The 15,077-nt window shown below is 71.0% G+C and carries 13 protein-coding genes; 9 read left to right on the plus strand and 4 right to left on the minus strand.

Going from position 1 to position 15,077, the window contains the following annotated elements:
- Positions 1-76 precede the first annotated feature (76 nt).
- Complete coding sequence (parE, locus tag PSEJ31_RS0109855) at positions 77-1,966, minus strand: DNA topoisomerase IV subunit B (protein ID WP_028915352.1); 1,890 nt, start codon at positions 1,964-1,966, stop codon at positions 77-79.
- 182 nt (positions 1,967-2,148) lie between these two features.
- Between parE and PSEJ31_RS0109860 the strand changes: the two genes are divergently transcribed.
- The 9 genes from PSEJ31_RS0109860 to truD all read left to right on the plus strand — a co-directional run bounded on the left by PSEJ31_RS0109860 (position 2,149) and on the right by truD (position 9,843).
- The gene (locus PSEJ31_RS0109860) at positions 2,149-2,406 is read left to right on the plus strand and encodes a hypothetical protein (protein ID WP_019397708.1); all 258 of its coding nucleotides are present in this window, start codon (positions 2,149-2,151) and stop codon (positions 2,404-2,406) included.
- A 144-nt stretch (positions 2,407-2,550) separates the two neighbouring features.
- The gene (locus PSEJ31_RS0109865; protein ID WP_028915353.1) at positions 2,551-4,215 is read left to right on the plus strand and encodes a CTP synthase; all 1,665 of its coding nucleotides are present in this window, start codon (positions 2,551-2,553) and stop codon (positions 4,213-4,215) included.
- 104 nt (positions 4,216-4,319) lie between these two features.
- Positions 4,320-5,153 carry a 3-deoxy-8-phosphooctulonate synthase gene (gene kdsA / locus PSEJ31_RS0109870; RefSeq protein ID WP_028915354.1) on the plus strand — a complete coding sequence of 278 codons (834 nt, stop codon included), beginning with the start codon at positions 4,320-4,322 and terminating at the stop codon, positions 5,151-5,153.
- Between the two features lie 198 nt (positions 5,154-5,351).
- Positions 5,352-6,644, plus strand: a complete 1,293-nt coding sequence (gene eno / locus PSEJ31_RS0109875; RefSeq protein WP_019397577.1) for a phosphopyruvate hydratase — start codon at positions 5,352-5,354, stop codon at positions 6,642-6,644.
- 13 nt (positions 6,645-6,657) lie between these two features.
- Positions 6,658-6,978, plus strand: coding sequence for a cell division protein FtsB (ftsB, locus tag PSEJ31_RS15955; RefSeq protein ID WP_050992118.1), 321 nt, complete (start codon positions 6,658-6,660; stop codon positions 6,976-6,978).
- Positions 6,975-7,667 (plus strand): 2-C-methyl-D-erythritol 4-phosphate cytidylyltransferase, encoded by a 693-nt coding sequence (gene ispD / locus PSEJ31_RS0109885; protein WP_125076623.1) that lies wholly within the window; start codon positions 6,975-6,977, stop codon positions 7,665-7,667. Before ftsB ends, ispD begins: the two co-directional genes overlap by 4 nt.
- Before the next feature lie 28 nt (positions 7,668-7,695).
- Positions 7,696-8,199: a hypothetical protein gene (locus PSEJ31_RS0109890; RefSeq protein WP_232207884.1), complete on the plus strand. Its 504-nt coding sequence runs from the start codon at positions 7,696-7,698 to the stop codon at positions 8,197-8,199.
- An 82-nt stretch (positions 8,200-8,281) separates the two neighbouring features.
- Positions 8,282-8,776, plus strand: a complete 495-nt coding sequence (gene ispF, locus PSEJ31_RS0109895; protein WP_019397581.1) for a 2-C-methyl-D-erythritol 2,4-cyclodiphosphate synthase — start codon at positions 8,282-8,284, stop codon at positions 8,774-8,776.
- Positions 8,777-8,784: 8 nt separating this feature from the next.
- Positions 8,785-9,843 (plus strand): tRNA pseudouridine(13) synthase TruD, encoded by a 1,059-nt coding sequence (gene truD / locus PSEJ31_RS0109900; RefSeq protein ID WP_051403718.1) that lies wholly within the window; start codon positions 8,785-8,787, stop codon positions 9,841-9,843.
- A 172-nt stretch (positions 9,844-10,015) separates the two neighbouring features.
- On the opposite strand, the gene bamA is transcribed toward truD, so the two are convergent.
- From bamA to PSEJ31_RS0109915, 3 genes are all read right to left on the minus strand, one after another.
- Positions 10,016-12,418, minus strand: coding sequence for an outer membrane protein assembly factor BamA (gene bamA, locus PSEJ31_RS0109905; protein ID WP_028915356.1), 2,403 nt, complete (start codon positions 12,416-12,418; stop codon positions 10,016-10,018).
- A 68-nt stretch (positions 12,419-12,486) separates the two neighbouring features.
- A complete protein-coding gene (rseP, locus tag PSEJ31_RS0109910) occupies positions 12,487-13,845 on the minus strand; it encodes an RIP metalloprotease RseP (RefSeq protein WP_028915357.1) in 1,359 nt (452 codons plus the stop codon).
- The gene (locus tag PSEJ31_RS0109915; protein ID WP_028915358.1) at positions 13,838-15,064 is read right to left on the minus strand and encodes a 1-deoxy-D-xylulose-5-phosphate reductoisomerase; all 1,227 of its coding nucleotides are present in this window, start codon (positions 15,062-15,064) and stop codon (positions 13,838-13,840) included. Before PSEJ31_RS0109915 ends, rseP begins: the two co-directional genes overlap by 8 nt.
- Positions 15,065-15,077: the final 13 nt, after the last annotated feature.

Genomic DNA, 15,077 nt, shown 5'->3' on the forward strand with positions numbered 1-15,077 from the left:
CCGCGCCCCTGCGCCGTTGAAGTGCGACGACGTCGGGGCCGTCGCCACGGCCCAGCAGTCTGGACGTGCGAGGCTTTTAGACCTCTAACGAGGCCAGATCGCCCTTCGTCTCCAGCCACGCCTTGCGATCGCTTGCCCGTTTCTTGGCCAGCAGCATGTCCATCAGCGCGCGGGTCTGTTCGCCGTCGTCGACGGTCAGCTGCACCAGGCGGCGGGTGTCGGGGTGGATGGTGGACTCGCGCAGCTGCTGCGGGTTCATCTCGCCCAGGCCCTTGAAGCGGGTCACGCTGACCTGGCCCTTGATCTTCTCGCGGGCGATCTTCTCCAGCAGCAGGCGCTTCTCTTCCTCGTCCAGGGCGTAGAACACCTGCTTGCCCACGTCCACGCGGAACAGTGGCGGCATGGCCACGAACACGTGGCCGGCGGCGACCAGGGCCGGGAAGTGGCGCAGGAACAGCGCCGACAGCAGGGTAGCGATGTGCAGGCCGTCGGAGTCGGCGTCGGCCAGGATCACGATCTTGCCGTAGCGCAGGCCCGACAGGTCGTCCTTGCCCGGATCGCAGCCGATGGCCACGGCCAGGTCGTGCACTTCCTGCGAGGCCAGCACGCTGCCGGAGGCCACTTCCCAGGTGTTGAGGATCTTGCCGCGCAGCGGGAGGATGGCCTGGAAGTCCTTGTCGCGCGCCTGCTTGGCACTGCCGCCGGCCGAGTCGCCTTCCACCAGGAACAGCTCGGTGCGCGACAGGTCCTGGCTGATGCAATCGGCCAGCTTGCCGGGCAGGGCCGGGCCCTGGGTGACCTTCTTGCGGACGACCTGCTTCTCGGTCTTCAGGCGCGCGCTGGCGCGCTCGATCGCGATCTGGGCGATGCGCTCGCCCATGTCCACGTTCTGGTTCAGCCACAGGCTGAAGGCGTCGTGCACGGCGCTCTCGATGAAGCCGGCGGCCTGGCGCGAGGACAGGCGCTCCTTGGTCTGGCCGCTGAACTGCGGGTCGCTCATCTTCAGCGACAGCACGAAGGCGACGCGGTCCCACACGTCCTCCGGCGCCAGCTTGACCCCGCGCGGCAGCAGGTTGCGGAAGTCGCAGAACTCGCGCAGCGCGTCGGTCAGGCCCGAGCGCAGGCCGTTGACGTGGGTGCCGTGCTGGGCGGTGGGGATCAGGTTGACGTAGCTCTCCTGGACCAGCTCGCCCTCCGGGACCCAGGCCACGGCCCAGTCCACCACCTCGGTCTCCTTCTTCAGCGAGCCGGTGAACAGCTCCGGCGGCAGCAGCTCGCGGCCGGCCAGTTCGCCCTTGAGGTAGTCGCGCAGGCCGTCCTCGTAGTGCCAGGTGTCGCGCTCGCCGGAGGCCTCGTCGAACAGGGTCACGGTCAGGCCGGGGCACAGCACGGCCTTGGCGCGCAGCAGGTGGCGCAGGGCGCGGACGTTGATCTTCGGGCTGTCGAAGTACTTCGGGTCCGGCCAGAAGCGCACGCGGGTGCCGGTGTTCTTCTTGCCGACGGTGCCGACCACCTCCAGCGGGGTGGCGCGGTTGCCGTCGCGGAAGGTGATGCGGTGCTCGGCGCCGTCGCGCTTGATGTGCACCTCGACCAGGGTGGACAGGGCGTTGACCACGCTCACGCCCACGCCGTGCAGGCCGCCGGAGAAGGTGTAGTTCTTGTTGCTGAACTTGCCGCCCGCGTGCAGGCGGGTGAGGATCAGCTCCACGCCCGGGATCTTCTCCTCGGGGTGGATGTCCACCGGCATGCCGCGGCCGTCGTCGGCCACCTCGCAGCTGCCGTCGCGGTACAGGGTGACCTCGACCGAGCGCGCATGCCCGGCCAGCGCCTCGTCCACCGCGTTGTCGATCACCTCCTGCGCCAGGTGGTTGGGGCGCGAGGTGTCGGTATACATGCCGGGCCGGCGCTTGACCGGGTCCAGGCCGGACAGGACTTCGATGTCGGCGGCGTTGTAACGGCTGCTCATGGAACCTTCGGGGACGCGGTAAAGACGCGCAAGTGTGCGGCCTGTCTGCCGTTTTTGCACGCCCGCCAGCCCGTTCAGGCCGGCGCAGGGCGCGCGGACGTATAACCGGGGCCGCGGCACGAGCCGCGGCCGGCCGCCCCCCGTGGCCGGCGCAATGCCCCCCCCCCAAGCGGAGGAACGCCATGAACCGACGCCTGATCTGGAGCGCAGTGGCCGCCGCGGTGGCGGTCGCGGCCATCGCCGTCCCGGCGCTGGCCCAGGAGCGCAAGGCCGAGGGCCGCCAGGGTGCGCTGGCCGAGCACAAGGCCCAGGAGGCCAGGGACAATGCCGAGGCCGACGAACGCGCCCGCCGCCGCGAGGCGGCCCGGTCCGGCCAGGACCCGCGCAACAAGTCGCGCCCGCAGCGCGAAGAGGAAGAAGAGCAGCGCGAACGGCGCTGAAGGCGCCCGTTCAGGACCTGTTCCAGGCCCTCCGGCCCTTGTCCGGCGGGCTTTTTCGTCGGCTCCGGGCGCGCCGGCGGGTAGCCGCCGGCTTGGGCTCGGGCGGTCGAGCCGGTAAACTACGGCTTTCCGGAGCCCCGCCAAATGACTCCCCTGATCTTCGTTACCGGCGGCGTGGTGTCCTCGCTAGGCAAGGGCATCGCCGCCGCTTCGCTCGCGTCCATCCTCGAGGCCCGTGGCCTGCGGGTCACGATGATGAAGCTGGACCCCTACATCAACGTGGACCCGGGCACCATGAGCCCGTTCCAGCACGGCGAGGTCTACGTCACCGACGACGGCGCCGAGACCGACCTGGACCTGGGCCACTACGAGCGCTTCGTGCGCACCCGCCTGAGCCGCAAGAATTCGGTCACCACCGGCCGGATCTACGCCGAGGTGATCCGCAAGGAGCGCCGCGGCGACTACCTCGGCGCCACCGTGCAGGTGATCCCGCACATCACCGACGAGATCCGCCGCTGCATCGACGAGGCCACCGAGGGCTACGACGTGGCCCTGGTCGAGATCGGCGGCACGGTGGGCGACATCGAGTCGCTGCCGTTCCTGGAGGCGATCCGCCAGATCCGTGCCGAGCGCGGCCCGGAGAAGGCGCTGTTCATGCACCTGACCCTGGTGCCGTGGATCGCCGCCGCCGGCGAGCTGAAGACCAAGCCGACCCAGCACTCGGTCAAGGAACTGCGCTCGATCGGCATCCAGCCGGACGTGCTGCTGTGCCGTTCCGAGCAGCCGCTGCCGGACGGCGAGCGCCGCAAGATCGCGCTGTTCACCAACGTCCCCGAGCGCGCCGTCATCTCGGTGCAGGACGTGGACGTGCTGTACAAGCTGCCGCTGGAGCTGCACGCCCAGGGCCTGGACGCGCTGGTGGTCGACCGCCTGCGCCTGCAGCCGCCGCGCCCGGCCGACCTGCACGAGTGGGAGGCCGCGGTCGACGCCACGGTCAACCCGGTGGACGAGGTCACCATCGCCGTGGTCGGCAAGTACGTGGACCACAAGGACGCGTACAAGTCGGTGGGCGAGGCGCTCAAGCACGGCGGCCTGCGCCAGCGCACCCGGGTCAACCTGAAGTGGCTGGAGTCGCAGGACATGGAGACCGCAGGCGCCGAGGCGCTGCTGGCCGACGTGGACGGCATCCTGGTCCCGGGCGGCTTCGGCGACCGCGGCTTCGAGGGCAAGGTCCTGACCTCGAAGTTCGCGCGCGAGCACGGCATCCCGTACTTCGGCATCTGCTACGGCATGCAGGCGGCGGTGGTGGACTTCGCCCGCCACCGCGCCGGGCTGGAAGGCGCCAACAGCACCGAGAACGACAAGCAGTGCCCGCACCCGGTGATCGGCCTGATCACCGAGTGGCGCACCAGCACCGGCGAGGTGGAGAAGCGCGACGAGAAGTCCGACCTGGGCGGCACCATGCGCCTGGGCCTGCAGGAGCAGCGGCTCAAGCCGGGCACCCTGGCGCGCGAGCTGTACGGCAAGGACGTGGTCGCCGAGCGCCACCGCCACCGCTACGAGTTCAACAACCGCTACCGTACCCAGCTGGAGGACGCCGGCCTGGTCATCTCGGCCAAGTCGATGGACGACACCCTGGTGGAGATGGTGGAGCTGCCGCGCAACGAGCATCCGTGGTTCCTGGCCTGCCAGGCCCACCCGGAGTTCCTGTCCACCCCGCGCGAGGGCCATCCGCTGTTCGTCGGCTTCATCCGCGCCGCGCGCGAGAAGAAGGCCGGCGGCAAGCTGCTGAAGGAGGCGCGGGCCTGAGGCCCGCCGCCCGGTTGGCGCGCCCTTCGCGCCGGCCGGGGTGAACCGATCGTCCAGTCGCCGGCGCCGCGCGCCGGCCGCCGTCCCCGGAAGAGGAAGAAGCAATGAAACTGTGTGGATTCGAAGTCGGCCTGGACCAGCCGCTGTTCCTGATCGCCGGCCCCTGCGTGATCGAATCGATGCAGCTGCAGCTGGACGTGGCCGGCAGGCTCAAGGAGATCACCGGCAAGCTGGGCATCAACTTCATCTTCAAGTCCAGCTTCGACAAGGCCAACCGTACCTCCGGCAGCAGCTTCCGCGGCCCGGGCCTGGAGGAGGGCCTGAAGGTGCTGGCCGAGGTCAAGCGCCAGATCGGCGTGCCGGTGCTGACCGACGTGCACGAATACACCCCGCTGCACGAGGTGGCCGCGGTGGTGGACGTGCTGCAGACCCCGGCGTTCCTGGTGCGGCAGACCGACTTCATCCGCAACGTGTGCTCGGCCGGCAAGCCGGTGAACATCAAGAAGGGCCAGTTCCTTTCGCCGTGGGACATGAAGCCGGTGGTGGAGAAGGCCAGGTCCACCGGCAACGAGCAGATCCTGGTGTGCGAGCGCGGCGCCAGCTTCGGCTACAACAACCTGGTCAGCGACATGCGCTCGCTGAGCGTGATGCGGCAGACCGGCTGCCCGGTGGTGTTCGACGCCACCCATTCGGTGCAGCTGCCGGGCGGCCAGGGCACCAGCTCCGGCGGCCAGCGCGAGTTCGTGCCGGTGCTGGCGCGCGCGGCGGTGGCCGTGGGCGTGGCCGGCCTGTTCGCCGAGACCCACCCGGATCCGGCCAAGGCCCTGTCCGACGGCCCCAATGCCTGGCCGCTGGGCAAGATGGAGGCGCTGCTGGAAACCCTGCTGGCGCTGGACTCGATCACCAAGAAGCACGGCTTCATCGAACAGACCCTCTGAAACCGCCCCGTGGGGGTGGCCAGGGCACGACCAGGCGGGCGCCCCAGGGCGCCCGTCCTGCGTTCCGGGGCGGCCGTTTCCGCGGCAACGAAGGCGGGCCGCCGCAAGTGGCGGAAAAGCCCGGGAAAAGCCGCCAAAGCCGGGCCCGGCTCCGTTAAACTTCCGGACGACTCCACCCACCGGACGCTAGCCATCCCAATGACCAGCATCGCCAAGATCCACGCCCGCGAAATCCTCGACAGCCGCGGCAACCCCACCCTCGAAGCCGAGGTCACCCTGGCCGATGGTTCCTTCGGCCGTGCCGCGGTGCCGTCCGGCGCCTCCACCGGCACCAAGGAGGCGGTGGAGCTGCGCGACGGCGACAAGACCCGCTACCTGGGCAAGGGCGTGAAGAACGCGGTGGCCAACGTCAACGGCGCCATCGCCGAGGCCCTGGCCGGCTTCGACGCCGCCGACCAGCAGGGCCTGGACCGCCGCCTGATCGACCTGGACGGCACCGAGAACAAGGGCCGCCTGGGCGCCAACGCGCTGCTGGGCGTGTCGCTGGCCGCCGCCCATGCCGTGGCCGCCTCGAAGAAGCAGCCGCTGTGGCAGTACATCGCCTCGATCACCGAGTCGAACGTGTCGCTGCCGGTGCCGATGATGAACATCATCAACGGCGGCGCCCACGCCGACAACAACGTCGACTTCCAGGAGTTCATGATCCTGCCGGTCGGCGCCTCCTCGTTCTCCGAGGCCCTGCGCGCCGGCACCGAGGTGTTCCACTCGCTCAAGTCCGTGCTCAAGGGCCACGGCCTGAGCACCGCGGTGGGCGACGAGGGCGGCTTCGCCCCGGACTTCCGCAGCAACGTCGAGGCCCTGGACACCATCCTGGAGGCCATTGGCAAGGCCGGCTACAAGGCCGGCGAGGACGTGCTGCTGGGCCTGGACGTGGCCTCCAGCGAGTTCTACGACAACGGCAAGTACCACCTGGTGGGCGAGAACAAGCGCCTGTCCTCCGAGCAGTTCGTCGACTTCCTGGCCGACTGGGTCGCCCAGTACCCGATCATCACCATCGAGGACGGCCTGGCCGAGGACGACTGGGCCGGCTGGAAGCAGCTGACCGAGCGCCTGGGCAGCAAGGTGCAGCTGGTCGGCGACGACCTGTTCGTGACCAACCCGAAGATCCTCAAGCAGGGCATCGACTCGGGCACCGCCAACGCGATCCTGATCAAGGTCAACCAGATCGGTACCCTGAGCGAGACCCTGGACGCCATCGCCATGGCGCACAAGGCCGGCTACGCCTCGATCGTCTCGCACCGCTCGGGCGAGACCGAGGACACCACGATCTCGGACATCGCCGTGGCCACCACAGCGACCCAGATCAAGACCGGCTCGCTGTGCCGCAGCGACCGCGTGGCCAAGTACAACCAGCTGCTGCGCATCGAGGAAGCGCTGGGCGGCTCGGCCCGCTACGCCGGCCGCGACGCCTTCGTCTCGCTGAAGCGCTGAGGGAGGATCGCCCGTGTTGCGATGGGTGCTCCTGGGGCTGGTCCTGCTGCTGGGATGGCTGCAGTACCGGCTCTGGTTCGGCATCGGCAACGCGGGCGAGGTCACCGCGCTGGCGGCGCAGGTCGAGGCCCAGCGCCGCGAGAACGCGGGCCTGGAGGAACGCAACGCCGCGCTCGCGGCCGAGGTGCGCGACCTCAAGGAGGGCGTGGCCGCGGTCGAGGAGCGCGCGCGCAGCGAGCTGGGCATGATCAAGCCGGGCGAGGTGTTCTATCGCGTGGTCGAGGACACCCCGCCGCGCCCGCTGCCGCCCCCGCCGGCGGCGGAGGAGGACTGATGGGCGGCATCTGGGCGGTGGTGCCCGCGGCGGGCCGCGGCACCCGTTTCGGCGGCGAGGTCCCCAAGCAATACCTGGAAGTGGCCGGCAAGCCGTTGCTGGTGCACACCCTCGACGCGCTGCTGGCGCACCCGGCGGTGGCCGGGGTGGTGGTGGCGCTGTCCGGCGACGACCCGCGCTGGCCTGGCTGGCACGAGTACCGCGGCAAGCCGCTGCTGGCCTGCACCGGCGGCGACAGCCGCGCCGCCTCGGTGCTGGCCGCGCTGCAGGCGCTGCCCGAATCGGTGCGCCCGGACGATTTCGTGCTGGTCCACGATGCCGCCCGTCCCAACCTGGCGCTGGAGGACCTGGACCGGTTGCTGGAGCGCGGCCGGCTCGATCCGGTCGGCGCGATCCTGGCCGCGCCGGTGCGCGACACCCTCAAGCGCGCCGGCGACGACGGCGGCATCGACCGCACCGAGCCGCGCGAGCGGCTGTGGCGCGCGCTGACCCCGCAGCTGTTCCGGCGCCTGCAGCTGACCCGCGCCCTGGAGGCCGCCGCGGCCGCAGGGGTGGAGGTCACCGACGAGGCCATGGCGTTCGAACTGCAGGGCCAGCGCCCGCTGCTGGTGGAAGGCCGCGAGGACAACTTCAAGGTCACCACGCCCGCCGACCTGGCACGGTTCGAGTTCGAGCTTTCGCGCCGCTGAGCGGTGCCGGCACGACAGGGAGGTCGTGATGGCGAAGGTGGGAAGGTTCTTCCGCGACGCGTTGCTGGCTGACCCGGATGGCCGCCTGTTGTGGCGGTCGTTCCTGGCCTTCCTGGTCTCCCTCGCCGGTGCCCTGGCCTGCGTCGCGCTCGGGCTTGCCGTGCTGGAGCTTGCAGGCCTTCCGAGGGACGGAATGGACCAGGTCGACGCCGGTACCGGATGGCGCGCCTTCATCGGGGGCGTCCTGTTCGCGCCGGTGGTGGAGACCCTGCTGCTGGGCGGGATGCTGGCGCTGATGCCAGGGCGCTGGAGCATCCCGTCCAGGGCCTTGCTCGCAGGCTTGCTCTGGGGGCTGCTGCATGGCCTGGTCGCGCCGATCTGGTTCATCGGCACCTGGTTCCCGTTCTTCGTCTTCAGCTGTTGCTGGATGACCTGGCGCCGGCGCTCCTTCCGCCACGCCTTCGCCGCCGCGGCGCTGCCGCATGCGCTGCAGAACCTGGTGGCGTTCTGGCCCGACATCCTCGCTGGCTGAGGGGATACGCCCGGTCCTGCCACCCGGAGGGCACAATAGGCACGACGTGCCGGACCGTCCGGCAACGACCGGAACCTGCGACATGGCAATCGACATCCCTCCCTTCCGCATCGGCCAGGGCTACGACGTCCACGTGTTCGGCGAGGGCGACCACGTGATGCTTGGCGGCGTGCGCGTGCCGCACGAGCGCGGCGTGGTCGCGCACAGCGACGGCGACGTGGCCCTGCATGCGCTGTGCGACGCCATCCTCGGCGCGCTGGCGCTGGGCGACATCGGCGTGCACTTCCCGCCCAGCGACGAGCGCTGGCGCGGCGCCGACAGCCTGGTGCTGCTGCGCCACTGCGTCGGCCTGGTGGCCGGCTGCGGCTGGAAGCTGGGCAACGCCGACATCACCATCGTCTGCGAGCGGCCCAAGGTCGGCCCGCACGCGGCGCAGATGCGCCAGCGCATCGCCGAGGCCTGCGGCGTGGACCTGGACGCGATCAGCGTCAAGGCCACCACCAGCGAGAAGCTGGGCTTCACCGGCCGCGGCGAGGGCATCGCCGCGCAGGCGGTGGCGCTGCTGGTGCGCGCGTGAACGCGCCGATGCAGGCCTTCGGCGCGCCGGTGCTGGCGGCGCGGATCCGCTCCGTCCCGGAGGATTTCCGGGTCGAGGAACTGGACGGTTTCGAGGCCAGCGGCGACGGCGAGCACCTGCTGCTGACCATCGAGAAGCGCGGCATGAACACCGGCTTCGTCGCCGGGGAGATCGCGCGCTGGGCCGGGGTGCCGGAGGTGGCGGTCGGCTATGCCGGGCTCAAGGACCGCCACGCGGTCACCGTGCAGCGCTTCAGCGTGCAGCTGCCCGGGCGCGAGCCGCCACCGCTGGATGCGCTGGAGCGCGAGGGCCTGCGCGTGCTGGCCCAGGCCCGCCACAGGCGCAAGCTGCCGCGCGGGGCGCTGGCCGGCAACCGCTTCGTGCTGGTGCTGCGCGGGGTGCAGGGCGAACACGCGGCGATCGAGGAGCGGTTGCGGCAGGTCGCCGCCCGCGGCGTGCCCAATGCCTTCGGCGACCAGCGCTTCGGCCATGGCGGCGGCAACATCGCCAAGGCGCTGGCGATGTTCGCCGGCAAGCGGGTGGGGCGCGAGCAGCGTTCGATGCTGCTGTCGGCGGCGCGCTCGGCGCTGTTCAACCAGGTGCTGGCCGCGCGCGTGGCCGACGGCAGCTGGGACCGCGGCCTGGACGGCGAGGTCTGGGCCCTGGAGGGCAGCCGCAGCGTGTTCGGACCAGAGCCGATGACGGAAGACATCGCCAGGCGCCTGGCCGCGTTCGACATCCATCCCAGCGGTCCGCTGTGGGGTCGCGGCGGGCCGCGCAGCGAAGGCGCCTGCCAGGCGCTGGAGCTGGCGGCGATGGACGACCCGACCTCGCTGAAGCTGCGCGAGGGCCTGGAACGCGCCGGCCTGGAGCAGGAGCGGCGCGCGCTGCGCCTGCGCCCGCAGGGACTGGCCTGGCGCTGGCTCGCCGATGACGTGCTGGAACTGGCGTTCGCGTTGCCGGCCGGCTGCTACGCGACCGCGGTGCTGGACCAGCTGGGCCGGATCGAGGATGCCGCGGCACGCCCACCGGCCGCGGGCGGGGAAGGCGGCCCGGCGCCCGCGTAGCCCGGATCGGCGAAGCGCGTCCGGTACTTGGCGGGCGTGTCCTCCCGGATGCGGCCTGCGGCCCTGTCCGGGCTACGCCACCGGTCCCGGCCTGCGGCGGCCGGATCGGGCCGCCGGAAACACGAAGGGCGCCGCAAGGCGCCCTTCGTGCCTGTGCCTGCTGGCGCTGGCGTCAGAAGCCGCCGCCGAAGGTGAACTGCAGGCGCTCCAGCTCGTCGCCTTCCTTCTTGCGGAACGGGAACGCGTAGCTGATCGAGATCGGGCCCACCGGGGCGCGCCACAGCAGGGCCACGCCGGCGGAGGCGCGCAGCTCGCCGCTGTCGAAGTCGTCGATGCCGTTGTACACGTTGCCGAAGTCGACGAAGGCCGAGACGCGCGCGGCATTGCTGTCGAACAGCTTGGGGAACACCATCTCGATCTGGCCGACGGTCTTCAGCGAGCCGCCCATCGGCTGGCCGCGGTAGCCGGCGATGACCTCCGAGCGCGGACCCAGGGTGTTGTCGCGGAAGCCGCGCACCGAGCGGGTGCCGCCGGCGTAGAAGTTCTCGAAGAACGGCAGCCCGGAAGCGGTGACGGTCTTGCGGTAGCCGGCCGCGTCCGGCGTGCAGGGATCGGCGGTGGTGCCGTCGACCGGGACGCACAGGTGGCGGGTGGTCTCGCTGCCGTAGCTGTCGCCGTAGCCCAGGTCCAGGCCGGTGCGCAGCACGAACGCCGGGCTCAGGCGCCAGTAGCGCGAGAACTCGTAGCTGAGCTTGTAGTACTCGGCGGTCGAGCCGGGCAGGGTGGTTTCCAGGCCCACGCGCTGGTAGGTGCCGCGGGTGGGCATGAAGAAGTCGTTGCGGGTGTCGCGCGCCCAGCCCAGCTCGGTGCGCCAGGCGTGGAAGGTGCGCTGGCCGACCGCGTCGAGGTAGTCGACGATCGCCTGCGGGGTGTAGCCGCCCCAGGCCTGGATCTGGTTGCTGTCGATGCCGAACAGCAGCGAGACCGAGCTGTGCTCGGTGATCGGCAGGCCCAGCACGGTCTGCACCGCGGCGTTGGTGCTGTTGTACTGGGCGGTGTTGAAGTCCGAGTAGTCCAGCTCGCGCCACCAGACGTTGTAGCCCAGCGACACGCCCTCGTCGGTGAAGAACGGGTTGATGTAGGAGAACGCGTAGCGCTGCAGGTAGTCGCTGCGCTGCGCCTCCACCGACACGCGGTTGCCGCCGCCGAGGAAGTTGCTCTGCGACAGCTGCACCGAGGCGGTCATGCCGGCCAGCTGCGAGTAGCCGAGGCCGAACACGAAGCTGCCGGAGGTGGTCTCCTTGACGTTGAACACCACGTCCACCTGGTCGCCGCTGCCGGGCACCTGCGGGGTCTCGACCTCGACGGTCTCGAAGTAGCCCAGGCGGCGCAGGCGCACGGTGGAGCGGTCGATCGCCGCCTGCGAATACCAGGCGTTCTCGAACTGGCGCATCTCGCGGCGCAGGACCTCGTCGGAGGTGCGGGTGTTGCCCTTGAACACGATCCGGCGCACGTTCACGCGCGGGCCGGGGATCACCTGCAGGTTGATCGCCACGGTGCGGTCGGCGCGGTCCGGGGTCGGGATCGGGTTGACCCGGGCGAAGGCGTAGCCGATGTTGCTGAGGGTGTTGGTGATGGCGTCGGCGCTGGCTTCAAGCAGCACGCGCGAGAAGGTGTCGCCGGCCTTGGGGATCACCATGCGCTCGACCACGTCCTGCGGCAGGATGGTGTCGCCGGTGACCTTGATTTCGGAGATCTTGTAGACCTCGCCCTCGGTGATCGAGGTGCTCAGGTACATCTCGCGCTTGTCGGGGCTGATCGACACCTGGGTGGAGTCGATGCTGAAGTCCACGTAGCCGCGGTCCAGGTACCAGGAGTTGAGCTTCTCCATGTCACCGGAGAGCTTTTCCTTGGAGTACTGGTCGTCGCGGCGGTACCAGGACATCCACGAGCTTTCCTTGGACTCCCAGGTATCCAGGATCTCCTCGGTGTCGAAGGACTCGGCGCCCACCAGGTTGACGTGGCGGATCTTGGCCGCCTTGCCTTCCTTGATGTCGATGGTCACGTCCACGCGGTTGCGGTCCAGCTGGCTGACCGTGGGCGTGATCTGGACGTTGTACTTGCCGCGGTTGTTGTACTGGCGGGTCAGCTCCTGGGTGACGCGGTCCAGTGCCAGGCGGTCGAAGGTCTCGCCCTCGGCCAGGCCGATGTCCTGCAGGCCGCGCAGCAGGTCCTCGCTCTTGATGTCCTTGTTGCCGTTGAGCGTGAGCTTGTTGATCGCCGGGCGCTCGGTGACGGTGATCACCAGGATGTCGCCCTGGCGGTCCAGGCGCACGTCCTCGAAGAAGCCGGTGCGGTACAGGGCGCGCACGGTGTCGCCGGCCTTGGACGCGTCCAGGGTCTCGCCGCGCTCCACCGGCAGGTAGGTGAAGACCGTGCCGGCCGCGATGCGCTGCAGCCCGTCGATGCGGATGTCCGCGACGGTGAACGGCTCGGCCGTCTGCGCCATCGCCGACAGGCTCAGGGACGAGGCGAGGGCGAGGGCGAGCAGGCGGCGAACGGGGAATCGCGTCATGTCACATCCGGTGGAAAACGGGTATCGGGGCAGGAATCGCCGGCGCCGCGCGCCGGTGGTCGTCAGGGTCATCGCGGGAGCAGGTCGAGCAGGTCGTTGTAGAAGGCCAGGCCCATCAGGCCGGCAAGCAGGGCCAGGCCGACGTACTGGCCGGTGGCCATCGCCCGCTCGCTCAACGGACTGCCCTTGATCAACTCGATCGAATAATACAGGAGGTGGCCGCCGTCCAAGACCGGGATCGGCAGCAGGTTGATGATGGCCAGGCTCAGCGACAGCAGGGCCAGGAAGTACAGGAACCAGTCGGCGCCACGCTTGGCCGAGGCGTTGGCGGCACGGGCGATGGTGACCGGGCCGGAGAGGTTCTTCACCGAGGCCTCGCCGGTGACCATGCGCCGCATCATGCCCAGCGAGTCGGAGGCCAGGCGGCCGGTCTCGCGCAGCGCCACCGGCAGGGCCGCCAGCGGGCCGTAGCGCTGCACCGCGTCATAGGCCGGGGCCTGCGGCGGGGCCAGGACGATGCCCAGCTCCCACGCGCCGGCGCGGGCCGGATCGGTGCTGCGCCGCGGCTCCAGCTCGATCGCCAGGCGCTCGCCCTCGCGCTCGACCTCGATCATGCCCGGGCCGCCACGCTCGCCCAGGGCGCGCACCAGCGGCGCGACCTCGTCGGCGGCGTTCACCGCCTGGCCGTCGATCGCCAGGATCACGTCGCCCGGCAGCAGGGCGCCGGCGGCGGCGCCGTCCGCGCGGACCTGGTCGACCCGGGCCGGGGCCAGCATGAACTGCCAGGCCAGGCCGGCGTGCTCGGCCAGGCGGCGCTCGTCCAGCTGGTCCGGCAGGCGCGACAGGCGCAGGGTGCGGGTGGCGACACGGCCGGCGGGATCCTCGACCGTGACCTCGATGTCGCGGCGGTCCAGCGCCGGGGCGGCAAGGGCCAGGCTGGCATCGGTCCAGGTCGCGACCTGGCGGCCGTCGACCACGACCAGGCGGTCACCGCGCTGCAGACCGGCCTCGGCGGCCACGCCCCCGACCCGACCCAGCACCGGGGCGTAGTCCTGGCGGCCGACCATGAACATCACCCACAGCAGGGCCACGCACAGCAGCAGGTTGGCGAGCGGGCCGGCGGCCACGATCGCGATCCGCCGCCACACGTTCTGGCGGTTGAACGCATGCGCCTGGCGGGTGACCGGGACATCGCCCTCGCGCTCGTCCAGCATCTTCACGTAGCCGCCCAGCGGGATGGCGGCGATGGCGAACTCGGTGCCGGCGCGGTTGCGGCGCGACCACAGCGGCTTGCCGAAGCCGACGGAGAAGCGCAGCACGTCCACGCCGCAGCGGCGGGCCACCCAGTAGTGGCCGAACTCATGGAAGGTCACCAGCAGCCCGAGGCTGACGATGAGCCACCAGACGGAGCCGAGGAACTCACCCATGGCGGGCATCCTGGAGCGGGGTGGCTGGGGCACCGCCGGGGGAACGGTGGTCGATCATCTGGCGGGTCACTCGGCGCGCGTCCGCGTCGGCCTGCAGCAGCGCCTCCAGGGAACTGGCGGGCGCGGCCGGCAATGCGGCGAGGGCATCCTCGACCAGCGCGGGAATGGCTAGGAAACCCACGCGCCCCTGAAGAAAGGCTGAAACCGCCTCCTCGTTGGCGGCGTTGAGCACCGCCGGGGCGGTGCCGCCGGCATCCATCGCCCCGCGCGCCAGGCGCAGGCAGGGGAAGGCGTCCATGTCCGGCGGCTCGAACTCCAGCCGGCCCTGGGCCAGCAGGTCCAGCCCGGCCACGCCGGACTCGATCCGCTCCGGCCAGCCCAGGCCCACCGCCAGGGCGGTGCGCATGTCCGGCAGGCCCAGCTGGGCCAGGGTGGAGCCGTCCACGTACTCGACCAGGGCGTGGACCAGGCTCTGCGGGTGCACCAGCACGTCGATCCGCGAGCCGGGCAGGCCGAACAGGTGGTGGGCCTCGATCACCTCCAGGCCCTTGTTCATCAGGGTGGCCGAGTCGACCGAGATCTTCGGGCCCATCGACCACTTGGGATGGGCCACGGCCTGGGCCGGGGTGACCTCGGCCAACGAGGCCCGGCTGCGGCCGCGGAACGGGCCGCCGGAGGCGGTCAGCACGATCCGGCGCACGTCCTGGCCGCGGCAGGCGCGCAGGCACTGGAACACCGCGCTGTGCTCGCTGTCGATCGGCACGATGGTGGCGCCGGCGTCGCGCGCGGCGGCCATCACCAGCTCGCCGGCCAGCACCAGCGATTCCTTGTTGGCCAGCAGCAGGCGCTTGCCGGCGCGGGCCGCGGCCAGGGTGGAGCCGAGGCCGGCGGCGCCGACGATGGCGGCGACCACGGTGTCGCAATCGGGGCCGGCGGCCAGCGCCTCCAGGGCCTCGCTGCCGGCGTGGGCGCGGGTGGCCAGGCCGGCAGCGCGCAGCCCGTCGCGCAGGCGCGGGAACAGTGCCGGGTCGGCGATCACCGCGTGCTCGGGGCGGTGGGCGATGCACAGCTGGACCAGGGCATCGACCCGGTCGCCGGCGGCCAGCACGGTGGCGCGCATGCGCCGGGGATGGCGGGCGATGACATCGAGGGCCGAGGTCCCGATGGAGCCGGTGGCTCCGAGGACGGCGACCCGGCGGATGTCGGCGGGGGAAGACATGGGGAAGGCCTCG

This window comes from Pseudoxanthomonas sp. J31 (assembly GCF_000510725.1).
Taxonomy (GTDB): domain Bacteria; phylum Pseudomonadota; class Gammaproteobacteria; order Xanthomonadales; family Xanthomonadaceae; genus Pseudoxanthomonas.